This is a genomic window from Pannonibacter anstelovis (genome assembly GCF_036881715.1).
In the GTDB taxonomy this organism is placed as follows: Bacteria; Pseudomonadota; Alphaproteobacteria; order Rhizobiales; family Stappiaceae; genus Pannonibacter; species Pannonibacter anstelovis.
Genome location: NZ_JBAKBF010000003.1, coordinates 401,437 through 424,946, shown reverse-complemented (window position 1 = coordinate 424,946; position 23,510 = coordinate 401,437). Strand labels below are relative to the sequence as shown.

General features: G+C 63.5%; 24 protein-coding genes. 6 read left to right on the top strand and 18 right to left on the bottom strand.

Going from position 1 to position 23,510, the window contains the following annotated elements:
- Positions 1-18: 18 nt before the first annotated feature.
- From V6L75_RS07255 to argH, 4 genes are all read right to left on the bottom strand, one after another.
- A complete protein-coding gene (locus V6L75_RS07255) occupies positions 19-2,586 on the bottom strand; it encodes a TIGR02302 family protein (RefSeq protein WP_334250836.1) in 2,568 nt (855 codons plus the stop codon).
- A gap of 166 nt (positions 2,587-2,752) precedes the next feature.
- Entirely contained in the window at positions 2,753-4,018 is a 1,266-nt protein-coding gene (gene lysA / locus V6L75_RS07250) for a diaminopimelate decarboxylase (protein ID WP_334250835.1), read from the bottom strand.
- Positions 4,019-4,086: 68 nt separating this feature from the next.
- Entirely contained in the window at positions 4,087-4,242 is a 156-nt protein-coding gene (locus V6L75_RS07245) for a hypothetical protein (protein ID WP_334250834.1), read from the bottom strand.
- A gap of 123 nt (positions 4,243-4,365) precedes the next feature.
- A complete protein-coding gene (gene argH, locus V6L75_RS07240) occupies positions 4,366-5,751 on the bottom strand; it encodes an argininosuccinate lyase (protein WP_334250833.1) in 1,386 nt (461 codons plus the stop codon).
- A 55-nt stretch (positions 5,752-5,806) separates the two neighbouring features.
- On the opposite strand from argH, the gene tlpA reads away from it, so the two are divergent.
- The gene (gene tlpA / locus V6L75_RS07235) at positions 5,807-6,481 is read left to right on the top strand and encodes a thiol:disulfide interchange protein TlpA (protein ID WP_334250832.1); all 675 of its coding nucleotides are present in this window, start codon (positions 5,807-5,809) and stop codon (positions 6,479-6,481) included.
- Positions 6,482-6,603: 122 nt separating this feature from the next.
- Here tlpA and V6L75_RS07230 read toward each other — a convergent pair whose 3' ends face one another.
- From V6L75_RS07230 to V6L75_RS07175, 12 genes are all read right to left on the bottom strand, one after another.
- Positions 6,604-6,828, bottom strand: coding sequence for a hypothetical protein (locus V6L75_RS07230; RefSeq protein ID WP_334250831.1), 225 nt, complete (start codon positions 6,826-6,828; stop codon positions 6,604-6,606).
- A 57-nt stretch (positions 6,829-6,885) separates the two neighbouring features.
- Entirely contained in the window at positions 6,886-7,131 is a 246-nt protein-coding gene (locus V6L75_RS07225; protein WP_334250830.1) for a hypothetical protein, read from the bottom strand.
- Between the two features lie 365 nt (positions 7,132-7,496).
- Positions 7,497-7,697 carry a hypothetical protein gene (locus V6L75_RS07220; RefSeq protein WP_334250829.1) on the bottom strand — a complete coding sequence of 67 codons (201 nt, stop codon included), beginning with the start codon at positions 7,695-7,697 and terminating at the stop codon, positions 7,497-7,499.
- A 63-nt stretch (positions 7,698-7,760) separates the two neighbouring features.
- Entirely contained in the window at positions 7,761-9,254 is a 1,494-nt protein-coding gene (locus tag V6L75_RS07215; protein WP_334250828.1) for a class I adenylate-forming enzyme family protein, read from the bottom strand.
- A 7-nt stretch (positions 9,255-9,261) separates the two neighbouring features.
- Positions 9,262-10,143 carry a 3-hydroxybutyryl-CoA dehydrogenase gene (locus V6L75_RS07210; RefSeq protein ID WP_334250827.1) on the bottom strand — a complete coding sequence of 294 codons (882 nt, stop codon included), beginning with the start codon at positions 10,141-10,143 and terminating at the stop codon, positions 9,262-9,264.
- Between the two features lie 184 nt (positions 10,144-10,327).
- Complete coding sequence (locus tag V6L75_RS07205) at positions 10,328-11,266, bottom strand: electron transfer flavoprotein subunit alpha/FixB family protein (RefSeq protein ID WP_334250826.1); 939 nt, start codon at positions 11,264-11,266, stop codon at positions 10,328-10,330.
- Positions 11,267-11,293: 27 nt separating this feature from the next.
- Positions 11,294-12,043 carry an electron transfer flavoprotein subunit beta/FixA family protein gene (locus tag V6L75_RS07200; protein ID WP_334250825.1) on the bottom strand — a complete coding sequence of 250 codons (750 nt, stop codon included), beginning with the start codon at positions 12,041-12,043 and terminating at the stop codon, positions 11,294-11,296.
- Positions 12,044-12,257: 214 nt separating this feature from the next.
- Positions 12,258-12,953, bottom strand: a complete 696-nt coding sequence (locus tag V6L75_RS07195; protein WP_334250824.1) for a rhomboid family intramembrane serine protease — start codon at positions 12,951-12,953, stop codon at positions 12,258-12,260.
- A 95-nt stretch (positions 12,954-13,048) separates the two neighbouring features.
- Complete coding sequence (locus V6L75_RS07190) at positions 13,049-13,624, bottom strand: cob(I)yrinic acid a,c-diamide adenosyltransferase (RefSeq protein ID WP_334250823.1); 576 nt, start codon at positions 13,622-13,624, stop codon at positions 13,049-13,051.
- Between the two features lie 51 nt (positions 13,625-13,675).
- Positions 13,676-13,873 (bottom strand): twin transmembrane helix small protein, encoded by a 198-nt coding sequence (locus V6L75_RS07185; protein WP_334250822.1) that lies wholly within the window; start codon positions 13,871-13,873, stop codon positions 13,676-13,678.
- Positions 13,874-13,963: 90 nt separating this feature from the next.
- A complete protein-coding gene (locus tag V6L75_RS07180) occupies positions 13,964-14,842 on the bottom strand; it encodes an SDR family oxidoreductase (protein WP_334250821.1) in 879 nt (292 codons plus the stop codon).
- A gap of 37 nt (positions 14,843-14,879) precedes the next feature.
- Positions 14,880-16,142, bottom strand: coding sequence for a ubiquinone biosynthesis hydroxylase (locus tag V6L75_RS07175; RefSeq protein ID WP_334250820.1), 1,263 nt, complete (start codon positions 16,140-16,142; stop codon positions 14,880-14,882).
- A 184-nt stretch (positions 16,143-16,326) separates the two neighbouring features.
- Here V6L75_RS07175 and tesB point away from each other — a divergent pair, with 184 nt between their 5' ends.
- Entirely contained in the window at positions 16,327-17,190 is an 864-nt protein-coding gene (tesB, locus tag V6L75_RS07170; RefSeq protein WP_334250819.1) for an acyl-CoA thioesterase II, read from the top strand.
- A gap of 4 nt (positions 17,191-17,194) precedes the next feature.
- Here the strand turns inward: tesB and V6L75_RS07165 are convergent, their stop codons facing one another.
- Complete coding sequence (locus V6L75_RS07165) at positions 17,195-18,391, bottom strand: CobW family GTP-binding protein (RefSeq protein ID WP_334250818.1); 1,197 nt, start codon at positions 18,389-18,391, stop codon at positions 17,195-17,197.
- Positions 18,392-18,418: 27 nt separating this feature from the next.
- On the bottom strand, positions 18,419-19,795 hold the full coding sequence (locus V6L75_RS07160; protein WP_334250817.1) for a D-alanyl-D-alanine carboxypeptidase family protein: 1,377 nt from the start codon (positions 19,793-19,795) through the stop codon (positions 18,419-18,421).
- A 348-nt stretch (positions 19,796-20,143) separates the two neighbouring features.
- On the opposite strand from V6L75_RS07160, the gene V6L75_RS07155 reads away from it, so the two are divergent.
- The 4 genes from V6L75_RS07155 (at position 20,144) to ureC (ending at position 23,483) form a co-directional block, all read left to right on the top strand.
- Positions 20,144-21,016 carry an urease accessory protein UreD gene (locus V6L75_RS07155; RefSeq protein WP_334250816.1) on the top strand — a complete coding sequence of 291 codons (873 nt, stop codon included), beginning with the start codon at positions 20,144-20,146 and terminating at the stop codon, positions 21,014-21,016.
- A gap of 26 nt (positions 21,017-21,042) precedes the next feature.
- Positions 21,043-21,345, top strand: coding sequence for an urease subunit gamma (locus V6L75_RS07150; protein WP_019964339.1), 303 nt, complete (start codon positions 21,043-21,045; stop codon positions 21,343-21,345).
- A gap of 55 nt (positions 21,346-21,400) precedes the next feature.
- Positions 21,401-21,706 (top strand): urease subunit beta, encoded by a 306-nt coding sequence (locus V6L75_RS07145; RefSeq protein ID WP_050474055.1) that lies wholly within the window; start codon positions 21,401-21,403, stop codon positions 21,704-21,706.
- A gap of 64 nt (positions 21,707-21,770) precedes the next feature.
- Positions 21,771-23,483, top strand: a complete 1,713-nt coding sequence (gene ureC, locus V6L75_RS07140) for an urease subunit alpha (RefSeq protein ID WP_019964337.1) — start codon at positions 21,771-21,773, stop codon at positions 23,481-23,483.
- Positions 23,484-23,510 lie beyond the last annotated feature (27 nt).

The following is a 23,510-nucleotide window of genomic DNA, read 5'->3' as shown; positions in this document are numbered from 1 at the left end:
AATCCGCCCCTGCGCCCATCAATAGCTGCGCAGCAGCCGCTCCAGATAGTCGAGTTCCAGCCTCGGCCGGGCGGGATCTGAGAAGCGGCGGCGCAGTTCTTCCAGGATCCGGCGCGCGCGCTGCACGTCGATCTCGTCCGGCACCTTCACCTGGCTGCCCAGATCCGGCCCCTGATTGCGGCGCGGACGGCCGAGCGGGTCTGTGTCCATCGGCGAGCGCTGGCTCATGCCCTGCCCTTCGCCCATGCCCATCATCTGCTCACCCAGCTGCTGGGCGCCGCGGCGCAACGCGTCGAGGGCATCACCCTGCTGGCCGACCGCCTGATCGCCCTGTCCCTGCCCGAGTGACCTCTGGGCCTGTCCCATGGCATCACCGGCCTCGCCCAGACCTTCGTTCTGCGACAGGCCGTTGCGCTCCATCTGCTCCATCAGCTGCTGCAGCTGCTGGGCCAGATCGCCCTGCCCCTTCTGCAACTGCTCAAGCAGGCCGCGCAGCTGCTCTTCGGTCATCTGCTGGCCCTGCCCGCCATTCTGGCCGCCCTGCTGATCACCTTCACCTTGCTGCTGTTCACCGTTCTGGCCGTTCTCGCCCTGCTGCTCTTGCTGCTGGTTGAAACGGTGGGTCTGGTCCATCAGCTCCTGCTGGCGCTGGATCATCTGGCCAAGCTGGTTCAGCATCTCCATCATTTCGTTGGTGAGGCCGTCAGGTGCCATTTGCGGGCGGCCGGTCTGCAGGTTCTCCATCATCCGCTGCATCTGCGCCAGCAGGTCGCGGGCCGCATCGCGTGAGCCGCTGCGCGCCAGCTCCTCGATCCGGTTCAGCATCTCATCGAGATCGCGCGTGCTCAGGCTCTGCTGATTGGGGTTGAACGGCTGCATGGCCTGCGGGTTCTGGCGCAGCTGTTCGGTCAGCGCCTGCATGTAGTCCTGCAGGGCCTGCCGCAGCTCCTGTGTCAGGCGGGCAATCTCCTCATCGGATGCGCCCTCTTCCAGAGCCTTCCGCAAAGCCTCCTGCGCGTCGCGCAAGGCCCGTTCGGCCATGGAAAGGTCGCCATCCTCGATGGTCAGCGCCAGATCCCACAAGAGCGGCAGCAGCTCCTTCAACTGCTCGTCGCTGCGGGCGGCAACCAGATTGCGGTAGGCAAAAGCAAGGCCGAGATGCACGCGCGGCTCGACGTCAAAGGCCTCGGGCGCCAGCAGCAGTGCATCGAAAGCATCGATCACCCTAAGCTGGGAATTGGCATCCAGAGCCAGATCCCGCCGCTGCTCCACCACGGCCTTGGCCAGCGGCTTGGAAAAGCGGCGCTGCGGCAAGGTGAAGACCACCGGTTCCGATGTGCCCGTCTGCCCCGCCTCATCGCGGGCAATCAGCGTCAGCAGCACCTCGGAGCCCGCCCAGGGATGAGACGTCAGGTCGCGGATCGTCTCGCCCGGCTTGGCCGAGCCGGGGGCATGCGGCGGCACGGACAGGGGAAACTGCGGCGCCTCGACCAGCGGGCGCGGCTCTTCATTGCCGTCGGACGCTTTCGGTGCCGGCTCGATCTGCGCCTCGGCGCCTGTAACCCGGTAGTCGTCCTGCGCCAGATAGCTGAGCTTCAGCGCACCGCTGAGCTGGGCTTCCGGATCATCCAGCAGGCGGATGGTGGGCGGCAGATCCGGCTGCACGTCAAACGGCCAGGAAGCAATGACGGCACCTCCCTGCTGCAGCTCATAGGAGCCGCTTTCGGAAAGCGTCAGGCGCTGCTCTTCAACGCCGGTGTTCTGCGCAACTCCAGCCTCATCCTCCTGCGCCGGAGTGACAATCTCGCCATCCTTGTAGATGGCAAGGCCGGACGTACCCTGTGCCCGCAGCGTCAGCACGCTGCCGGCCGGAACTCTCAGCGGCACGGCAGGATCGCGCAGGGCGGCACTTTCTCCCGTGAGATAGATCGGCGCGCGGGCCGTGTAGAGCGGCGGCGTCACCCAGGCGTCGATCCGGCTTGCAACCTCCTGCAAGTCCAAAGGCGAGGTGAAGGCCGAGCCAAGCCGGTTCAGTCTCATGCCGTCCTGCGTGACCGCAAATCCGGTCACCAGCAGCATCAGCGCAACCACGCGCAACGCATAGGGGTCGCGGCGGAAGGCCTCAGGGTGGGCAAGGCCGGACCGCATGGAACGCAGCGCCTCAGCCATGCGGCGCTTGTGCATTTCCCACAGGGCCAGCGTTTCCGGGCTGGCACTGCCGGACGGCAAGTCATCCTCGATGGCCGTCAGGGGCCGGTGGGAATGGCCGCTGACCAGCTCCACCCGGTGCAGAGCCTCCTGCCGGCCGGGCCAGCGCAAGCTGAGAAGCGGGCGCAGCGACCAGAGGAACGCCCCGGCCAGAACAGCTACCAGCACAAGCCGCAGCCAGACTGGCACGATGAGCCAGGTTCCGACCAGCGAGAGACCGGCGAACAGGGCAAGAATGATAACGGGTTGATAGAGCGCGGACCAGAGCCGTTCCCAGAACAGCGCAACGCGGCTGCGCCACACCACGGCCTTGAGCCGCCTGTCCACCGCCGCCCGCGTCAGATCCTGCGGAAGAGACAGCCTGTCGCTATCCGTCACGGCAATCTCCTGCCCGGATGGAAAAGCGCGCTCAACTGGGTCCTGTTCCGCCAAACCGTATCTCTCCGCGTTCAGCCCTCAACCCGCAGCTTTCTAGAGTGGGGCAAAGCGGGTCTGACGGCAACCCGCCCAGCTGATCAAATCAGCCGTGATCTTGTTGCCCGTTTCAAAGCCAGTCCGGCATCCGGTCCAGTCCCAGCAGGTCCTCATAGGACGGACGCGGACGGATCACGGCATATTGTGAGCCATTCACAAGGACTTCGGGCACCAGAAGCCGGGAATTATAGCTGGAGGATTGTGTCGCGCCGTAGGCACCGGCGGTATAAACCGCCAGCAGGTCCCCGGCCTTCACCTCCGGCAGGTCGCGGCCCAACGCGAGATAGTCGCCCGTTTCGCACACCGGACCCACAACGTCGGCAATGATTCGCCCGCTGTCAGCGGCCGGTTCCACCACCGGTCCAACCTCGTGATGGGCGTCATACAGCGTCGGCCGGATCAGGTCGTTCATCGCCGCATCGACGATGACGAAGGACTTGTCCTCGCCCTTCTTCACATAGATCACGCGGGTGACCAGAATGCCGGCATTGCCCGCAATCAGGCGGCCGGGCTCGAAGATCACCTGGCAGTTCAGCTGCTGCACATGTTTGCGCACGACAGCGGCATAGTCATCCGGGTGCGGCGGCGGATCATTGTCAAAGACATAGGGAACGCCCAGACCACCGCCGAGATCAACGTGATCAATCTCATGCCCGTCGGAGCGCAGCTGCGCCACAAGCTCGCCCAGCCGCGAAAATGCTGCATCGAAGGGCTCCAGCTCGGTGATCTGCGAGCCAATGTGCATGTCGATGCCGCTGACCTTGATGCCCGGCAGGCGCGCAGCCTGCGCATAGACTTCACGGGCACGCTTCCAGGGAATGCCGAACTTGTTCTCGGACTTTCCGGTAGAAATCTTGGCGTGGGTGCGGGCGTCCACATCCGGATTGATGCGCAGCGACACCCTTGCCGTCTTGCCCAGCGATTGCGCGACACGCGAGAGCTGGATCAACTCCGGCTCTGATTCCACGTTGAAGCAGAAGATGCCCTGCTCAAGGCCAAAGGCGTGTTCGGCTTCGGTCTTGCCAACGCCGGAGAACATGATGCGCTCCGGCGGCGTGCCTGCGGCCAGCGCGCGGCGGGCCTCGCCTTCGGAAACCACATCCATCCCCGCACCCAACCGGGCCAGCGTGCGCAGCACGGCCAGATTGGAGTTGGCCTTCACCGCGAAGCAGACCATGGACGGAATGTCCTTCAGTGCCTCCGTAAAGACCCGGTAGTGCCGCTCCAGCGTTGCCGCCGAATAGCAGTAGAATGGCGTGCCGACGGCTTCCGCCATCTCAGTCAGGCTGACGTCCTCCGCATGGAGAACGCCGCCCTTCATCTCGAAATGATGCATGGCAAGTCCAGGAACGCCGCAGGCACAGCGCCATGGCGGCAGAGGCATCAGGCTGTCAGGTCAGACCTTCAGGCAAGCTGCAGGGTGGCCAGATGCGGCGTCACCTCGATTGCAGCAGCAGGGCGAACCTTTTCAAGGGAACCACGGCGGCCGCAGGCCGAAACGGCCAGGCCAAGACAAAGAATGCAGGTGGCAGCAGCCAGAAAACGCCGGTTCTTCAGCATGTCAGACCTCGTTGCTTGTAACGTTCAGATGCGATGTCGTCGCACGCCTTCCCGCCTGCAGCAAGCCCCGTGCGGGAAGATGGCAGGCGCCGGTCCTGCCAGCCAGGCGCCCTCACCGGTTCCTCAGCCTTTGGCCAGCTGCTTCAGCCAGCGGCGGGCCTGCTTGCGCACATTGGCCGGAGCCGTGCCGCCGTAGCTCGTGCGGCTCTTCACCGACTTGTCGACGGTCAGCACGGAATAGATCTCGCGGGTGATGCGCGGCTCGATTTCCTGCATCACGGCCAAAGGCACCTTTTCAAGCTCAACGCTTTCGGCAACCGCATAGCCGACGATCCTGCCGGTGACGTGGTGGGCATCGCGGAAAGGCATGCCAAGCACGCGCACCAGCCAGTCGGCCAGATCCGTTGCGGTGGAATAGCCGGAGCCTGCAGCCTTCTTCAGGCGCTTCACCTGAGGTTCCATGTCCCGCACCATGCCGGTCATGGCAGCAAGGGCCAGCGACAGGGACGGCAAGGCATCGAAGGCCTGCTCCTTGTCTTCCTGCATGTCCTTGGAATAGGCGAGCGGAAGGCCCTTCATCATCACCAGCAGCGCCATCATGCCGCCGTAGATGCGGCCCGTTTTGGCGCGCACCAGTTCGGCGGCATCCGGGTTTTTCTTCTGCGGCATGATCGAGGAGCCGGTCGAGAACTTGTCCGACAGCTTGATGAAGCCGAACTGGGCCGAACACCACAGCACGATTTCCTCGGCAAAGCGCGACAGGTGCATCGAGCAGATGGACGCAGCAGCCAGCGCCTCGATGATGAAGTCGCGGTCAGACACGCCGTCGAGCGAATTGGCCATCGGCCGGTCGAAGCCAAGCGCTTTCGCGGTCGCTTCCCGGTCGATCGGGAAGGACGTGCCGGCGAGTGCGGCAGAGCCCAGCGGGGACTCGTTCATGCGCTTGCGCGCATCTGCAAAACGGCTGCGGTCGCGGGCAAACATCTCCACATAGGCCATCATGTGGTGGCCGAAGGTGACCGGCTGAGCCGACTGGAGATGGGTGAAGCCCGGCATCACGTCGGCGGCATGGGTCTCTGCCTTTTCAGCCAGGGCCACCAGCAGCCCGGCCAGCTGGCCATCGAGCGTATCGAGCGTATCGCGCACCCACAGGCGGAAATCTGTCGCCACCTGGTCATTGCGCGAACGGGCGGTGTGCAGGCGTCCGGCCGGCGCACCGATCAGCTCGGCAAGGCGCGCCTCGATGTTCATGTGAATGTCTTCGAGGGCGCGGGAGAAGGTGAACTTGCCCGTCTCGATCTCTGACAGGATCGTGTCGAGACCGTGAACGATCTTTTCGGCATCCTCGCCCGCGACAATCTGCTGCGCAGCCAGCATGCGGACATGGGCCTTGGAACCCTCTATATCCTGCTTGTATAGCTTCTGGTCGAAGCCAATGGACGCATTGATCTCTTCCATGATCGCGTCCGGGCCTTCGGCGAAACGGCCGCCCCACATGCGGTTGCTCATATGACTGCCTCTTGATAGACGCCCCGGAGAGGTGCCCTTGCCAGGTGAAGAAGACATGAAGCCGACAAGACAGACCCGTTCCGGTTACAAGCGTCCGCTGGTTGCGGTCGCTGCGGCCGGTCTGCTTTCAGCCATTGCGGCGGTATACGTGATTGGCAGCCCCGGTGGCAACACAAGCGCTGGGAAAAGCTGCCAGGCCTCGCTGGCGGCAGCCTCTGCGGCCAAGTCCCTTGCGAAAGGCGATGTCGCCGCCTTCCTGCCAGCGCAAAAGCCACTCGATCTTCGCGATCTGAAATTCAAGGGACCGAACGGGGAGGACGTGAGCATTGCCCAGTTCACCGGCAAGACGGTCCTGCTGAATCTCTGGGCCACCTGGTGCGCACCTTGCCGCAAGGAAATGCCCGCGCTGGACCGGCTGGCTCAGGCGCGCAATGGCGATGACTTCGCTGTGGTCACAGTGAACCTTGACCGGGGCGGACCGGAAAAGCCCAAGGCCTTCCTTGAGGAAATCGGCGTTGCATCGCTGACCTACTACTCGGACGCGTCAAATGCCGTGTTCCAGGATCTGCGCAGCAAGGCCCGCGCCACTGGCCTGCCGACAACGATCCTGGCAGGCCCGGACGGCTGCGAGATCGGCACCATGTATGGCCCGGCCGAATGGGACCATGAGGATGCGCTGCAGCTGATTGATGCGGCGCGGGCAAAGGCACCAGGACAGGCCGCAGGTTGAAATGGCGGACAGAGCCCTTGCAAGCTGCGTAAACAGCAGCTGGCTCTCCGCGTTGCCCGGCACCAAAAGAACAAAGCCCCGCCGGAGCGGGGCCATGGATCTTCTATTGAAGCCGTCCACTGTCAGGCAGTGATGTCCACCGCATTGCCGAGACCGGGAATCTTGCGGCTTTCGCGCTGCTCTTCCTGGCGGGACGTCTCCTGCACGGTCTCGCGGCGCTCGTCCGTCTGGCGTTCCGAGGCCTGACGCTCAACCCGGGCGGTATCCTGCGCAGCCCTGGCGGAATAGTCAGGACGCACGCCCGACGCAGCGAGATCAGCCGATGCAGTTCCGGAAATTGCAACCATAACTCAAGCCCTTTCCAGTTGATGCCTGCGCCAGCCGGAGCCCGGAGAATGCCGGGATCAGACCGTCACATCGACGCGGTCACCCATGCCAAGGACGGCACGGCGCGCGATGCGATCGGCATCATCACTCAATTGCTCTGCGCGATTCGCCTTTCTGTCCGCTTCGCGATTCACCGACTCGGCCAGCATTGCGCTGCGCCGGGCGTTGAATTCCTCGAACCGTTCAGTGCGGCGTTCCGAGAGGTTTTTCTCCTCCCTCAGCGCAGAGGCTGGAACACCGCGGTAGCTTTCGATCTCCGCCATGTGAACCTCCATCGTGAGCATCGGCCGGCGAACGGCCAGATTGCTGGAATGCCACGAAGGATAAGATAGGCCATGGAGCCAAAGCAAACATTACAACGAATCAGGCAAATTATATAAAATTTTATTAAAATGTTGAATTACGCTAGGTTAGAACAGAAATAAGCCAATAAAATCAGCATCGCAGGAACAAAGACTTAACTATTTTTTAACTATAAATCCAAAGGGCGAAAATATTGCGAAATCCCTACCCCGATTTCCGTCAGTTGATTTTATCAGAGGAAAACTTGGTAAACGGCCACAGCATCTCAGCCCGAGCGGGATTTGGCCCGGCCGGGAACGCTTGAGCGGAGCGAATCTGGATGTGGTCAGACGATGACGTCGACGAGACCGCCGGTCCCGGCGGCAAGCGGCGCAGAGCCTGAACCGGAGGAAGCCGCCTGATCCAGCATGGCGACGATCGACTGATCCGGCTGCATGGACATCTTCAGCATCTTGGCCTGAAGCTGCTGCTGGGTCTGGGCCTGTGTTGCCCCGACAAGCGCGGCTGCGATGGATGCGCTGCTCATGGATCTACCTTTCCTGATGGGATCCAGTGTCGCGCCAGAAGGTTAATCTGCCGTTAATATCTCTCAGAATGGTTCCCGCCACAGAGCCTTGCGCTGCAGCTTGCCCGAAGGCGTGCGCGGCAGATCGTCGACAAGACGGTAGACCTTGGGCCGTTTGTACTCCGCCAGCCGGTCTGCGGCGAACACCGCCACAGCATCTGCATCCAGTGCCGCACCCTCCCTCGGCACCAGAAAAGCGGTAACGAGGCTGATGCCATTGGAGGCAGGCACTGCCGTGACAGCCACATCCGCCACATCCGGGTGGGTGGCCAGAACCCGTTCCACTTCCTCCGGAGCCACACGGTAGCCGAAGGCATTCATCACATCGTCGGCGCGGCCCTCGTACCACAGATAGCCGTCCGCATCCTGGCGGGCACGGTCGCCTGTCAGGAACCAGTTGCCGCGCATCACCTCCGCCGTGTCTTCCGGCCGCTGCCAGTAGCCCAGCATCAGGCCCGGATCATCCCGCGAAACCGCCAGAAGCCCCGTTTCGCCAGAAGGCAGCGGGGTATCCCCACCCTCTTCCGGCAGGATGGCGACGGAACGTCCGGCCTGCGGCTTGCCTGGGCTGCCGGGGCGCGTGGGCACTTGCGGGCCGCTGGAGACATAGGTGGAGATTTCGCTCATGCCCAGCGCCTCAAAAAGCTGCCTGCCGCTGCGGCGCGTCCACTCCTCGTGGAGCGCTGCGGGAAGCGCCTCTCCTGCCGTCAGCCCATGACGCAAGGCCGGGAAGCGGTGCGGCGTAACATCGCCGTATTTCAAAATACGCCGGTAAAGGCTCGGCACCGCCGCAAAAAGGGTTGCGCCTGTGGCTTCCAGCAGATCCGGCCAGACATGCGGATCGCGCGGGCCATCATAGACAATGCTGGTGGCACCATTGGCCCAGGGGTCCATCAGGCCAACGCCGAGCGTGTAGGTCCAGTTGAAGGCGCCTGCATGCAGCAGCCGGTCAGAAGACGAAATCCCGTACCAGCCTTGATCCATGGGACGGCGTCCAGACGCTGCACGCTGCGCATGCAGCACGCCCTTGGGGCGGCCACTGGTGCCGGAGGTGTAGACGATGAAGGCCGGATCATCGCGCTGCGTGGGCGCAAAACTGCCCTGCGGCGCGCTCTTGAGCGCTGCAATGCCTTCCGGCCCGATGAAGCGCACCCCATCACGCGGCTGCGGCAGGGGCGTTTGCCCGTCATGAATGACGGCCACAGCCCCGCTGTCAGCCAGAAGCATGTCACATTCCGGCCCGGTCAGCAGCGCGGAGCTGGGCACCGGCACTAGACCGGCAGCGATGGCACCAAAGAAGAAGAGCGGAAAATCACTGGAATGGCCAATGCGCAGGAGAATGCGGTCCCCCTGCTTGAGCCCCTCACCTGCAAGGCCCCCTGCCACGGACAGGACGCTCGCAGTCAGATCACCATAGGTCCAGCGTTCCAGCAGCGCCCCGCCCGGCCCCACCACCTCCAGCGCCACCGCGCCCGGATCGGGCGCAGCGCGGGTAAGGCAGTAGCGGGCGAGGTTCATGCAGCTGTCAGCGGGTGGGAACCGGGGTTTCGCCGCGATAGTCGTAGAAGCCGCGGCGCGTCTTGCGGCCAAGCCAGCCGGCCTCAACATATTTCACCAGCAGCGGGCACGGGCGGTACTTGCTGTCGGCCAGCCCCTCATAAAGCACCTGCATGATGGACAGACAGGTGTCGAGGCCAATGAAGTCGGCCAGCTGCAGCGGTCCCATCGGATGGTTGGCGCCAAGGCGCATGGCCGTGTCGATGGATTCCACCGAGCCAACACCCTCATAGAGCGTGTAGATGGCCTCGTTGATCATCGGCAGCAGGATGCGGTTGACCATGAAGGCCGGGAAATCTTCGGCCACCGCGGTGGTCTTGCCCAGACGGGCGACAAAGCCCTTGGCGGCTTCAAAGGTCTCGTCTTCGGTGGCGATGCCGCGCACCAGCTCCACCAGCTCCATGATCGGAACCGGGTTCATGAAGTGGATGCCGATGAAGCGCTCCGGCCGGTCTGTCGAGGCAGCAAGGCGCGTGATGGAAATGGACGAGGTGTTGGTCGCCAGCATCGCTTCCGGCTTCAGCACCGGGCAGAGCTGGGAGAAAATCTTGCGCTTGACCTGCTCGTTCTCGACGGCGGACTCGATCACCAGATCCACATCGGCCAGCATGTCGAGGTTTTCCGCACCATGCAGCCGGTCGAGAGCTGCGGAGCGGTCTTCCTCGGAAATCTGGCCCTTGGACACCTGACGGGCCATGTTGCCATTGATCGACGCCAGACCGGATTCGATCCGGTCGCGGGACAGGTCGTTCAGATAGACCTGATATCCGGCCACGGCGCAGACATGGGCAATGCCACTGCCCATCTGACCCGACCCGATCACACCGACTTTCTTGATCTCGACCACCATCGTCTCATCCGATCCTGTTGCAGGCCGTGCCGCATATGCACGCAAGCCGCGCTATTCTTTACAAGGTTCATCGCATCGGGCAAGGACCAGCGCAACAAAAGCGGGTCATTCCGTCTGCCTGCCCCTTCAAAAGCAGTTCAGGCTGCCGGGATGTCCGCAGCAGCCTGAAGCTCTTGATGTGCCATCAGGCCTTTTCGAGTTCTGCCTTCAGCTGCGGCAGGATCTCGAACAGGTCACCGACGAGGCCATAGTCCGCCACCTGGAAGATCGGAGCTTCCTCATCCTTGTTGATGGCAACGATGACCTTGGAGTCCTTCATGCCCGCAAGATGCTGGATGGCACCGGAGATACCGCAGGCAATGTAGAGCTGCGGGGCAACCACCTTGCCGGTCTGGCCGACCTGCCAGTCGTTCGGGGCATAGCCCGCATCGACCGCAGCGCGCGAGGCGCCGACAGCTGCACCCAGCGCATCTGCCACCGGCATGATGACTTCCTGGAACTTCTCCGAAGAGCCCAGCGCACGGCCGCCCGAGATGATGATCTTGGCTGAAGCCAGTTCCGGACGGTCGGAGCGGGACAGCTCTTCACCGGCAAAGCTGGACAAGGCGCTGTCAGCAGGCGCTGCCACATCCTCGATGGCCGCCGAGCCGCCCTCGCCTGCAGCGGCGAAGGAAGCGGTGCGCACGGTGATCACCTTCTTGGCATCGCCCGACTTGACGGTCTGGATGGCGTTGCCCGCATAGATCGGGCGCTCGAAGGTCTCGCCGTCGATCACGGCGGTGACGTCCGAAATCTGCATCACGTCGAGCAGGGCAGCAACGCGGGGCAGGATGTTCTTGCCGTTCGCGGTGGAAGCGGCAACGATGGCATCGTAGCTGCCAGCCAGCGAAACGATCAGATCTGCCACCGGTTCTGCCAGTTGATGGGCCACAGCGCCGCCCTCAGCCACCAGAATCTTGGCAACGCCAGCGAGCTTTGCAGCTGCTTCGGCGGCAGAGCGGGCGCCCTCGCCGGCCACCAGCACATGCACATCACCGCCGAGTTTCGCGGCAGCGGTCAGGGCCTTGGCGGTTGCATCGTTCAGGGCGCCGTTGGCGTGTTCGGCCACAAGAAGTGTCGTCATGGGTTTTTATCCTCCTGTGACGGGTCCTCAGAGGACGCCGGCCTCGTTCTTCAGCTTGGACACAAGCTCGGACACCGAGCCAACCTTCACACCTGCCTGGCGGGATGCCGGCTCGACCGTCTTCAGCACGGTCAGGCGCGGAGACACATCGACACCGAAGTCATCCGGGGTCTTCTCATCAATCGGCTTCTTCTTCGCCTTCATGATGTTCGGCAGGGACGCATAGCGCGGCTCGTTGAGGCGCAGGTCCGTGGTGACGATGGCCGGAAGCTTCAGCGACACGGTCTGCAGGCCGCCGTCCACTTCACGGGTCACGTCCACGCTGCCGTCACCAACGCTGACCTTGGAGGCAAACGTGCCCTGGCCCCAGCCGAGCAGCGCCGCCAGCATCTGGCCGGTCTGGTTGCAGTCATCGTCGATCGCCTGCTTGCCGAGGATCACGAGACCCGGCTCTTCGGCTTCGACAACCTTCTTGAGGATCTTGGCAACGGCCAGCGGCTCCACCGTAGCATCGGTCTTGACCAGAATGCCACGGTCGGCCCCCATGGCCAGCGCGGTGCGCAGGGTTTCGGTGGCCTGAGCCGGTCCGATGGAAACCACCACCACTTCCGCCGCCTTGCCCGCTTCCTTGAGGCGCAGGGCCTCTTCAACGGAGATCTCGTCGAAGGGGTTCATCGACATCTTCACGTTGGCCAGCTCGACGCCGGAACCATCCGGCTTCACGCGAACCTTCACGTTGTAGTCGATCACCCGCTTTACGGGCACAAGGATTTTCATGGGTCTTATCCTCCCGCTTCGGCGGCTTTTTTGCCGCACTGCGTCAACAGGTCGAGCCGGCTTAACATCCCGCAAAGAAAATGGCGGGTTTCAGCCAATACTTGCATTCGGCGCGCGACGGTAAACACCCGGACGCCGGGTGTCAACGATGGCGCTACGGAAGGTCCACCCGCTTCTTGCTGCAACGCAAAGACTTGGCCGGACCACATCCGCATCAGGCCTCCAGATCGCGGTCGAACAATCTCACGCCCGGACGGCGCATCACCAGCACAAGAACGGCACCGGCCATAATGCCTCCGGCATGAGCCACCCAGGCCACCTCGCTTTTCTGGAACAGCAGCAGATTGGCGATCTGCACGATGATCCAGCCGCCCAGCAGCCACAGGGCAGGCAGGCGCAGGGGTATACGCCCCATGAACAGCACCCAGACCCGCACCCGAGGATGCAACATCAGATAGGCTGACACGATGCCTGATACAGCCCCGGACGCACCAATCAGCGGAACGTCCGAAGCCGGATCCAGCAGCGCGAAGGCCAGCCCGCCCGCCGCCGCGCTGAGGAGATAGAAGGCAAGAAACCTCAGATGCCCCATGGCATCCTCGACGTTATCGCCGAAGACCCAGAGGAACAGCATGTTTCCCGCCAGGTGCATGACATCAGCATGCAGGAAGGCATAACTGACGAGCGACAGCTTTTCCGGCAGAATGATCAGCTCAGGTGCCAGATCCTTCATATCGAAGAACACGGACGGGATCAGCCCGTAGGAATAGGCGCTGGCGATGGCTGCATCGCCAAAGCCCCCGCCCTGAATGAGCAGATAGACCAGTACATTGGCGAGGATCAGCGACCATGTGACCACGGGCCGCAGCACGTGGCGCAAGGGGTTATGGTCGTAGAGGGGAAAGAACATCCGGCTCTGCCTGATCCCTGTTTTCTCTTATGCCAAGTCTAAAGATGCCAACGCATCAAGCCCTGAATTGCTCAAACGCCGCAAGGGCCGGGGTCCTACCGGTTCTTGCCGGGCACCCAGAGCACGTCGCCCGCGCCCTTGTCATTCAGATACCGGGACGCGACAAAAAAGAAGTCGGACAAACGGTTCATATAGCGCGTGGCTGCAGGATTGATTCGCTCCTCCGCCGCCAGGTGCACCATCAGCCGCTCAGCCCGGCGCGAGACGGTACGGGCAAGGTGCAGATAGGTGGCCGCAGGTGAGCCGCCCGGCAGCACGAAAGAGCGCAGCGGCTTCAGATCCGCATTCAGCAGATCGATAGCATTTTCCAGCGCTGTGACCTGCCCATCGGTGATGCGCAGCGGCTCGTAGCCCAGATCCTTGTCCGTTTCCGGCGTCGCCAGATCGGCGCCAAGGTCGAATAGGTCATTCTGGATGCGGCCGAGGATGGCATCCACCTCAGCATCCGCACCGTCGAGGGCGAGGCGGACGAGACCGACCACCGAGTTGGTTTCGTCCACCGTGCCATAGGCCTCGATGCGCAGGTCATACTTGGGCCGCCGCTCACCGGAGCCCAGCGCGGTCGTGCCGTCATCGCCCGTCTTCGTGTAGATCTTGTTCAGAACAACCATGCTGCAATGCCTCCCGGGCGCTTGTGTCTTGATGCGGCTCTCAGGCGCGCGTCAGGGTTTGGGTCCCAGGAAATAGAGCGCAGCCATGATGATGACGATGGCGAGAAACTGAAGGCCGACGCGCCAGCGCATCAGCTGCTGCGAGCGGCTGGAGCTGCCGCCCCGCATCATGTTCCAGAGCCCAAGCAGCAGCACGACCGCCACCGCGCCAACGGCAACCGGAACCAGATAATAAAAGAAACTGCCCATTTCCTGTACCTCTCGGGCGGCACTCTTCTGCCGCCGCTGTGCCCCCCTTACGCAGATCCGCCTGACGCAGACCTGTGAAGGCATATGATCTCACTCTTCCCCGTCCGCCGCTTTCAGCAGCACCCGGTCCAGGGCGCGGGTGCTCAGAAACCGGCGGACGATGTTCATCCAGATGGTGGGTTTGGTCACCCGGTAGCGCGCCCTCGGCCGGCTGGCCTCGACGGCGTGCACCAGCTTTTCAACCACCGCTTCAGGCGGAAGTTTCCAGGGGCCGGGCTCGCCGTTCTCCATCCGCTTCAGCCGCCGCTCATAGGTAGCGCGGTGCGGCGAGGCCATCATGCCTTCCTTACCGATCCAGTGATGGAAGTTTGCCAGCGCATTTTCGGTAAAGCGTGTGCCGATCGGCCCCGGTTCGATCAGGCTGACATGAATGCCCGTGCCATACAGCTCCTGCCGCAGCGTGTCGGAATAAGCCTCGAGCGCAAACTTCGACGCCGTGTAGGCGCCCCGGTATTTCATGGCAATGAAGCCGAGAATAGACGAGCATTGCACGATGCGCCCTGTCCCTTGGGCGCGCATCACCGGAATGACCTGCCGGGTCAGATCGTGCCAGCCGAAGAAATTCGCCTCGAACAGCGCACGCAAGGCATCGACGGGGAGATCCTCCACCGCGCAGGGCACAGCATAGGCGCCATTGTTGAACAGCGCATCAAGCCGCCCGCCAGTTTTCGCCAGCACGCTTGCCAGCCCGGAACGGATGGTTTCGGGCCGCTCGTAATCGATAAGCACCGATTCAAACCCTTGCGCGGCCAGCGCCGCAACGTCCTCCGGTTTGCGTGCCGCCGGAAAGACCCTCCAGTTACGTCCGCGCATGAGGCGGGCAGAGGCAGCCCCAATGCCGCTGGAGCAGCCCGTGATCAGGATGGTGCGCGGGCCAGCATCGGCACCGGCAGAAACTGTTGCCGTCATCTTCCCCCCTGATGCCCAACTAACCCCTGACGCCAGCTCAGATCGCTTCGCCGCTCAACAACCGGGGCGCAGGCCCGGCAAAGCCGGCAGCCTCGCGGATGAACATGCCCTTGAGCTTCGGCAGCCGGTCCACCAGACCGAGGCCAAAGTCCCGGATGCCGCGCACCACATCCACATCGTTGGAGAACAGCCGGTTCAGCACATCGGTGACGACGCCCATCTGGAACGTGTCGAACCGGCGCCAGCGCTGATAGCGCTCCAGCACGTCGAGCCCGCCGATATCCTGCCCCAGACGCCGGGCCTCGACGATGACCTCCGCCAGCGCCGCAACGTCCTTGAAGCCGAGATTGAGGCCCTGTCCGGCAATCGGATGGATGCCATGGGCCGCATCACCTGCCAGGGCAATGCGCGGGCGGACGAAATCACGCGCCAGCGTCAGGCCCAGCGGATAGGCATGGCGCGGGCCGTCCAGCTCCAGCTTGCCGAGGTGGTGGCCGAAGCGGCGCTCCAGCTCCAGCTCGAAGGTGAAATCGTCGGCGCGCACCAGCCGGTCCGCATCTCCCGTCCGCTCGGTCCACACCAGCGACGAGCGGTTGCCCGGCAGCGGCAGAATGGCGAAAGGCCCGGCAGGGAGGAAATGCTCTTCCGCCCGGCCATTGTGCGGGCGCTCGTGCTTCACCGTGGTGACGATGCCCGACTGACCATAGGACCAGTGCACCGTGCGGATACCGGCCAGATCGCGCAGGCGCGAGCGCACGCCGTCAGCGGCCACCAGAAGCTTGGCCCTGATGCGCCCGCCGCTGGCCAGCGCCACGCTGACATGATCGCCCGCCTGATGGAAATCGCGCGCCGTATCGGGCGCATGGAACCGCACGCCCAGCGCCAGCGCCGCCTTGTAAAGCGCCGGCAGCATGGCACCGTTCGGGATCATGTGGGCAAAGGGCTCGTCACCCTGGGCGCTGCCGGTCTCGCCCGCAAAGGTCAGGAACACCGGACGCACCGTGTCGCGCAGCTTGCTGTCGGTGACGATCATCTCGTTGATCGGCTGGGCGGTGGCGCGGATCTCATCCCAGATGCCAAGCTGGTCCAGCATGCGGCAAGCCGCCGCGGCAATCGCCGAAGCGCGCGGGTCCTTCGCAAGGCTGTCCATGGGCTTGGGATCGACCACGGCCACTTCCATCGACGGATCCGCCTGCTTGAGCGCCAGAGCGAGGGACAGGCCGACATATCCACCGCCGGCAATCACCACATCGGCCGCACTCGCGTGAGCTGGGCTTTCAGCGGCTTGGGACTCGGGCATTTTCATCTCCTTGATCGCCCGGCCGTTTCGCAGCGCTGCGAAACAATTCCGGGCTGTCTTCCCTTTGGTCAGCATTGACACGGACCGGACACCGCGTCCAATCAGGCATTCACGGACGGTGCGCCACGGGTGCATCCCATGCACTCATTTAGCCCCATGCGCTCATTTAGCAAGGAATGCGGCAATGAACACGGCCATCAACTCACTTTTGTCCATTCTTGACCTCGAACAGCTGGAACACAACCTGTTCCGTGGCCGCAGCCCCCAGGCGGGCTGGCAGCGGGTCTATGGCGGACAGGTGATCGGGCAGGCATTGGTGGCCGCCTCGCGCACCGTGGTGGAAGAACGGCACATCCATTCCCTGCACGGCTACTTCCTGCGGCCCGGCGATCCGGCGGTGCCGATCATCTATGACGTGGACCGCATCCGCGACGGCGGCAGCTTCACCACGCGCCGCGTTGTAGCGGTCCAGCACGGACAGGCGATCTTCTCCATGTCCGCCTCGTTCCAGACGCTGGAAGACGGGCTTGAGCATCAGATCGACATGCCGGACGTGCCGATGCCGGAAGACCTGCCCAGCGAGCAGGACCTGAAGGAGAAGTTTCTGAAGGTGGCGCCGGAGAACGTGCGCCGCTACTGGGAACGGGAACGCCCGATCGAACTGCGCCCTGTCGATCTCACCCACTATTTCAGCGAGAAAAAGCTGGCGCCGCAGCAATATGTCTGGGTCCGCGCCACCAGCCCCCTGCCCGACGAAACCCGCATCCACCAATGCGTTCTGGCCTATGCCTCGGACATGACGCTGCTGGATACCTCGCTCTTTCCGCACGGAAAATCGGTGTTCAGCCCGCAAATCCAGGCCGCCAGCCTTGACCATTCCATGTGGTTCCACCGGCCGTTCCGGGCCGATGACTGGCTGCTCTACGCCACCGACGCCCCCTCTTCATCCGGCGGGCGCGGCATGAACCGGGGCCTGCTTTATGACCGCAGCGGCCACCTCATCGCCTCAACCGCCCAGGAAGGCCTGATCCGGCTGAAGCGCAGCTGAGGCGTCACCCGGGCTTGAAGCCGGAGATGGCGAGCGGGTTGTCCATCATGGCCTGGGCGTCCGGCGTGTCACTGACCATGGCGCCGGTGAAGGCGTCAAAGAGGCGGCGGACGAAACCTTCGGCAAGATCGTAGGTGATGAAGACCAGCCGCGTGCGCCTGTCGCCATCCGGCCAGCCAGCCAGCGTGACTGGCGGGTGGAACACATGCTGCACCCCGTGAATGACCACGGGCCGGTCCGGATCTTCGGCAATCTGGATGATGCCCTTCACCCGCAGCAGCTTCGGCCCATGGGCGGAGCGCAAAAGATCAAGGAACATTTCCAGCGCCGAGGCAGGAACCGGGCGGTTCGCGGTCAGCGTGAAGGCGCGGATCTTGTCGTCGTGACGGTTCACATCGTGATGATGGTGCCCATGATCGTGGTGATGATGGCCGTGGGCGTGGTCATGCCCGTGGTGGTGATGACCGTGAGCTTCATAGGCCTGCGCATTCAGCCAGCGCGCCACATCGGGGATCTTGGTGGCTGGATCATAAAGCCCGGCATTGAACAGATGCGCCGCATCAGCCTCGCCCTTCTGCCCGCTGAGAAGCTGCGCACCGGGATTGAGCGCCTTCAGCCGTGCGGTCAAGGCGTCAAGGGTCGCAGCTCCCGCATCGCCCTCCAGCAGATCGGTCTTGGTCAGCACCAGCCGGTCGGCAACGGCAGCCTGACGCACAGCTTCCTGATGGGCATCGAGCGTCGCAGAACCGTTGACCGCATCCACCAGCGTCACGACACTGTCCAGCCGGTAGCGCAGCATCAGATAGGGATGCAGCATCACCGTGTGCAGGATCGGAGCGGGATCGGCGAGACCCGTTGTCTCGATCACCACCCGCGCCAGACGCTCCATGCGGCCATTGTCCAGACGGCGCAGCAGGTCTTCCAGCGTGTTGATCAGGTCCCCCCGGATGGTGCAGCACAGGCAGCCGGAGGAGAGCTCCAGGACGCCCTCGCTCGACTGATCCACCAGCAGGTGATCCAGCCCGACATCACCAAACTCGTTGATGATGACCGCCGTATCCGCCATCGCCGGATCCTTGAGGATGCGGTTCAGCAGCGTCGTCTTGCCAGCCCCCAGAAAGCCCGTGATGATGGACAGGGGAATGGGCGGCTTCGGGCCGCGCTGCGGCTGTGCGGCGGCGCCATCCTGAGCTTCGGTCATCTTGACTATCCTTCGCGCAGCTCTGCGTCAGTTGCCGCTCTTGGCTCTGGGGACGGCGGAAGCCGGCACGTTGCCGTTGAAGAGGGAACCAAATGCCGGGGTGGTTTGTGCCGCGCCCGGCACAACCACGGAAGGCCTCAGATCCAGTGGCTTTGATGCCGGCAGGCGGACGGACGGAAGCTCAGCGGCAACCGTGGCGGCAGGTGCCGCTACAGGGGCTATCGCCGCAGCAGCAGGGACAGAGCCCGGTGCAAGGCCCGTACGCACTGTGATGGGCGCATAGGCTACCTGTTCTGTGCCGACCGTGCGGTCAAGGATCATGTTCCAGTCAACCTTGCCGGATTTGGACGGGAATTCCGCACCCTCTTCCCCCGGTTCAGCATCCCCTGCCGGAACCGCAATCACCGGACGGCCCTCGCCCGTGGACTGGAACACCACCGCAGAGCGTGTCTTGCCCGCAGCTTGGCGGATGTCGTAGCGGGCCAGAATCTGTTCCGGCCCGAGTTTCGGGTTGCGCTTGCAATAGCCATCTGCCGGAAGCCCTGCGCCGCTCGGCGGCAGGGTGGAGACATGCTGGCCACGCCCGCCAAGGCGGAAGCCACGGTCGATCACCTCACGGGTAAAGGCGGTGCGCTCCAGCCCGGAGCCCGCCCCCAGCACAACTGCAATTATCGTTCGGCCATTGCGCGTGGCAGAAGCGGCAACATTATAGCCCGAATTGCAGATGTAGCCGGTCTTGAGTCCGTCGGCCCCCGGCACACGCTGCAGGAACTCGCGATTGGCGGAGCGCAGCGTCTTCTTGCCGAATTTCAGGCCGGGATGCCGGTAATATTTATGGGCTTCGGGGAACTCGCGTTTCAAGGCCAGCGCCAGAATGGCAAGATCCGCAGCTGAGGACACCTGCCGGTTGTCAGGCAGGCCATGCGGATTGACGAAATGGGTGCTGCGCATGCCAAGACGGCGCGCTTCCGCATTCATCATCGCAATGAAATTCTCCTCGGTGCCCCCAACTGTCTCCCCAATCGCAACGGCCAGATCGTTGGCCGACTTGACCATGAGGATGGTGAGCGCTGTTTCCAGCGTGAGCTGCGTGCCCACCTTGAAGCCCATCTTGCTGGGCGGCTGGGCGATGGAATTGGCAGACTGGGTAACCGGGGAGGTCAGCTCGAGTCTTCCCTCGCGTATGGCCTTGAGGGTGACATAGGCCGTCATCATCTTGGTCAGCGAAGCCGGATACCAGGGCCGGGTCGCCTCATGCTCTTCCAGCACGGTGCCGGTGGCAGCATCGATCACCAGATAGGGACCAATGTCAGCCTTGGCAGGAACGGCCAGCCCGCAAAGGCACAGCCAGCCGGAAATAGCAGCAAGGCCCAGCAGGCGCTTGTCAATCAATCGCGAAAACACGACACCCTCGTCATCCGAATGCCCCGGAACAGCCCAGGAACGCAGCCCCCATCCTTCCATAGCCGATCAGGGTTAAGGAATGCAAAGCCCCCGCACGGAGTTGTGAGGAGAAGGAAGCAGGCGCATTGCCTGCTTTCTGCGCATATGCCTGATTTTTGCACATTCTGAGTTCAGCTCCAAACTCCATATCTGCGGGCGCACAACGCGCAGGCATATGGCCCCGGCTTTGCTAGTGTCTCGCTCCGGGGCCGGAGTTGCCTTCCGGGAGCACCCTTGCGTGAAGACACGCTCCCGGCACAAGATCAGACAAGGCTCGCACAGAGCACTGGGATGCACAGAAGAGGTGGCATGCGGGCGGAAACGGGCATCGAGGGCGGCGGAGCAGGCAGCGGGGGCAGCACCCGGCCCGTGATGCAGCGCGCCCGTGGCACGGCGCGTGTCTCCTTTGCCCAGCGCGATGGCAAAACCTGCCTTGACGGGCTCTATCAATCGGGCTCGGCCAAGATCCGTCTGCCGAAGGTCTACGATGGCCTGCCGCTGGCTGTGCTGCTGAATACTTCGGGCGGCATCACCGGCGGCGACCGGCTCAATTACACCGGGCACCTCGCCGCAGGAACCCGCGCCATCCTCACCTCGCAGACTGCCGAGCGCGCCTATCGCAGCTCCGGCGGCACGGGCGAAGTGCTGAACAGCCTGTCGGCAGAGGACGGCGCACATCTGGAGTGGCTGCCGCAGGAGCTGATCCTCTTTGAGGCCAGCGCGCTCTCCCGCAAGATGGACGTGCGGCTTGAAGGCTCTGCCCGCTTCACCGGCCTCGAAATGGTGGTGCTTGGGCGCAAGGCCATGGGCGAAAGCGTAAAGACCCTTTCCTTCCGCGACCAATGGCGCATCTGGCGCAATGGGCGGCTCACCTTTGCCGACAATCTCGCCATCGGCCCGGACACGCAGATGCTGGAGGGCCCCGCCACTGCTGCAGGCGGCTGCGCCTTTGCCACCTTCATCGACAGCGGACCAGACGCAGAAAGCGGCCTTGCCCGCGCGCGCCGCTGTCTTGAAGAAATCACTCCCGAAGGTGGCCCCTTGCGCGGTGGTGTCAGCGCCTGGAACGGCCAGCTTGTGGCCCGCTTCGTCAGCGCGGACAGCCGAAGCCTGCGCGATGGCCTGATCACCTTTCTTGAAACCTGCCGGCAGGCGCCCCTGCCCCGCCTCTGGTCCTGCTGACCAAGACCCCATAACGGAGGATCCACGTGAACCTGACCCCACGCGAAAAGGACAAGCTGCTGATTTCCATGGCCGCCATGGTGGCCCGGCGGCGGCTGGAGCGAGGCGTGAAGCTGAACCATCCCGAAGCCATCGCCCTGATCAGCGACTTCGTTGTGGAAGGCGCCCGCGACGGGCGCACGGTGGCCGAGCTGATGGAAGCAGGCGCCCATGTTCTCACCCGCGACCAGGTGATGCCGGGCATTGCCGAAATGATCCATGACGTGCAGGTGGAAGCCACTTTCCCTGACGGCACCAAGCTCGTCACCGTCCACCAGCCGATCCGGTAAGGCAGCATGGAGTTTGGCTGTCAGGCACGCACGAAGGCCACAAGGAGATGAAACGATGATCCCCGGAGAGATTTTTCCCGCTGATGGTGAGATCGAGCTGAATGCCGGTGCGCCGGTGACGGAGCTGGAAGTGGCCAACACCGGCGACCGGCCCGTTCAGGTGGGCAGCCATTATCATTTTGCCGAAACCAATCCGGCGCTCGCCTTTGACCGGGAGGCGGCACGCGGCCAGCGGCTGGACATTCCGGCAGGCACCGCCGTGCGTTTCGAACCGGGACAGACCCGCAAGGTGCGGCTGGTGCCCTTTACCGGGGACCGGACCGTCTATGGCTTCAACCAGAAGGTCATGGGACCGCTCTGACCGCTTGAGACGCTGCGCCTGTCCCTGACGCCCTGTTTTCACACGTGATTTTCGAGGTTCTTCCATGTCCTTCAAGATGCCCCGTGCCGCCTATGCGGACATGTTCGGCCCCACCACCGGCGACCGGCTGCGTCTGGCCGACACGGATCTGATCATTGAGGTGGAGAAGGACTTCACCATCTATGGCGAGGAGGTGAAATTCGGCGGCGGCAAGGTGATCCGTGACGGTATGGGCCAGTCGCAGCATCCCCGCTCTGCCGGGGCGGTGGATACGGTGATCACCAATGTGCTGATCATCGACCACTGGGGCATCGTGAAAGCCGACGTGGGCCTGAAGGACGGGCGGATCGCCGGCATCGGCAAGGCCGGCAACCCGGATGTCCAGCCAGGCGTCACCATCATCGTTGGCCCCGGAACGGAAGTGATTGCCGGCGAAGGCCGTATCCTGACTGCCGGGGCTCTGGACGTTCACATCCACTATATCTGCCCGCAGCAGATCGACGAGGCGCTGATGTCCGGCGTCACCACCATGCTGGGCGGCGGTACGGGACCGGCCACCGGCACCAACGCCACCACCTGCACACCCGGCCCCTGGCATCTGGCGCGGATGCTGCAGGCCGCCGACAGCTTCCCGATGAACCTTGCCTTTGCGGGCAAGGGCAATGCCTCGCTGCCCGCCGCTCTCGAAGAGCAGATCCTGGCAGGCGCCTGCGCGCTGAAACTGCACGAGGACTGGGGCACGACACCGGCGGCCATCGACACCTGCCTGTCCGTGGCGGACGAATACGATGTGCAGGTGATGATCCACACGGACACGCTGAACGAAAGCGGTTTCGTGGAGAACACCAAGGCCGCCTTCAAGGGCCGCACCATCCACGCCTTCCACACGGAAGGCGCGGGCGGCGGCCATGCGCCGGACATCATTAAGGTGGTGGGCGAGGCCAATGTCATCCCCTCCTCCACCAACCCGACCCGGCCCTATACGAAGAACACCATCGACGAGCATCTCGACATGCTGATGGTGTGCCACCACCTCGATCCGTCGATCCCCGAGGACGTCGCCTTTGCCGAAAGCCGCATCCGGCGCGAAACCATCGCGGCAGAGGACATCCTGCATGACATGGGGGCCATGTCGATCATCTCCTCCGACAGCCAGGCCATGGGCCGCGTCGGCGAAATCCTGATCCGCACCTTCCAGACGGCCCACAAGATGCGGGTGCAGCGCGGCCGTTTGCCGGAGGAGACGGGCGAAAACGACAACATGCGCGTCAAGCGCTACATCGCCAAGGTGACGATCAATCCGGCCATCGCCCATGGGCTGGACGAGCATATCGGCTCGGTCGAGGTCGGCAAGCTGGCGGATCTTGTGCTCTGGTCGCCTGCCTTCTTCGGCGTCAAGCCGGACATGATCCTGAAGCTTGGCACAATTGCCGCGGCCCCCATGGGCGATCCCAACGCCTCGATCCCGACCCCGCAGCCGGTGCATTACCGGCCCATGTTCGGCGCCTTCGGCAAGGCGATGACGGCGAGCCGCGTCACCTTCGTCTCGAAGGCTGCACATGACCATGGCATCAAGGACCGGCTTGAGCTGGACAGCCTTGTCCTGCCGGTGAAGAACACGCGCGGCGGCATTTCCAAACGCTCCATGATCCACAACAGCGCCCTGCCCCATGTGGAGGTGCATCCGGAAACCTATGAGGTGCGGGCGGATGGCGAGCTGCTGACCTGCGAGCCGGCAGAGGTTCTACCGATGGCGCAGCGCTATTTCCTGTTCTAAAATAAGATGTTGTGCGCGCAAGGAAAC

Bases quoted from the DNA above. Each gene is read 5' to 3' on its own strand.
- lysA (WP_334250835.1), bottom strand. From the start codon at position 4,018: ATGCATCATTTCGAGATGAAGGGCGGCGTTCTCCATGCGGAGGACGTC.
- V6L75_RS07245 (WP_334250834.1), bottom strand. From the start codon at position 4,242: ATGCTGAAGAACCGGCGTTTTCTGGCTGCTGCCACCTGCATTCTTTGT.
- argH (WP_334250833.1), bottom strand. From the start codon at position 5,751: ATGAGCAACCGCATGTGGGGCGGCCGTTTCGCCGAAGGCCCGGACGCG.
- tlpA (WP_334250832.1), top strand. From the start codon at position 5,807: ATGAAGCCGACAAGACAGACCCGTTCCGGTTACAAGCGTCCGCTGGTT.
- V6L75_RS07230 (WP_334250831.1), bottom strand. From the start codon at position 6,828: ATGGTTGCAATTTCCGGAACTGCATCGGCTGATCTCGCTGCGTCGGGC.
- V6L75_RS07225 (WP_334250830.1), bottom strand. From the start codon at position 7,131: ATGGCGGAGATCGAAAGCTACCGCGGTGTTCCAGCCTCTGCGCTGAGG.
- V6L75_RS07220 (WP_334250829.1), bottom strand. From the start codon at position 7,697: ATGAGCAGCGCATCCATCGCAGCCGCGCTTGTCGGGGCAACACAGGCC.
- V6L75_RS07215 (WP_334250828.1), bottom strand. From the start codon at position 9,254: ATGAACCTCGCCCGCTACTGCCTTACCCGCGCTGCGCCCGATCCGGGC.
- V6L75_RS07210 (WP_334250827.1), bottom strand. From the start codon at position 10,143: ATGGTGGTCGAGATCAAGAAAGTCGGTGTGATCGGGTCGGGTCAGATG.
- V6L75_RS07205 (WP_334250826.1), bottom strand. From the start codon at position 11,266: ATGACGACACTTCTTGTGGCCGAACACGCCAACGGCGCCCTGAACGAT.
- V6L75_RS07200 (WP_334250825.1), bottom strand. From the start codon at position 12,043: ATGAAAATCCTTGTGCCCGTAAAGCGGGTGATCGACTACAACGTGAAG.
- V6L75_RS07195 (WP_334250824.1), bottom strand. From the start codon at position 12,953: ATGTTCTTTCCCCTCTACGACCATAACCCCTTGCGCCACGTGCTGCGG.
- V6L75_RS07190 (WP_334250823.1), bottom strand. From the start codon at position 13,624: ATGGTTGTTCTGAACAAGATCTACACGAAGACGGGCGATGACGGCACG.
- V6L75_RS07185 (WP_334250822.1), bottom strand. From the start codon at position 13,873: ATGGGCAGTTTCTTTTATTATCTGGTTCCGGTTGCCGTTGGCGCGGTG.
- V6L75_RS07180 (WP_334250821.1), bottom strand. From the start codon at position 14,842: ATGACGGCAACAGTTTCTGCCGGTGCCGATGCTGGCCCGCGCACCATC.
- V6L75_RS07175 (WP_334250820.1), bottom strand. From the start codon at position 16,142: ATGCCCGAGTCCCAAGCCGCTGAAAGCCCAGCTCACGCGAGTGCGGCC.
- tesB (WP_334250819.1), top strand. From the start codon at position 16,327: ATGAACACGGCCATCAACTCACTTTTGTCCATTCTTGACCTCGAACAG.
- V6L75_RS07165 (WP_334250818.1), bottom strand. From the start codon at position 18,391: ATGACCGAAGCTCAGGATGGCGCCGCCGCACAGCCGCAGCGCGGCCCG.
- V6L75_RS07155 (WP_334250816.1), top strand. From the start codon at position 20,144: ATGCGGGCGGAAACGGGCATCGAGGGCGGCGGAGCAGGCAGCGGGGGC.
- V6L75_RS07145 (WP_050474055.1), top strand. From the start codon at position 21,401: ATGATCCCCGGAGAGATTTTTCCCGCTGATGGTGAGATCGAGCTGAAT.
- ureC (WP_019964337.1), top strand. From the start codon at position 21,771: ATGTCCTTCAAGATGCCCCGTGCCGCCTATGCGGACATGTTCGGCCCC.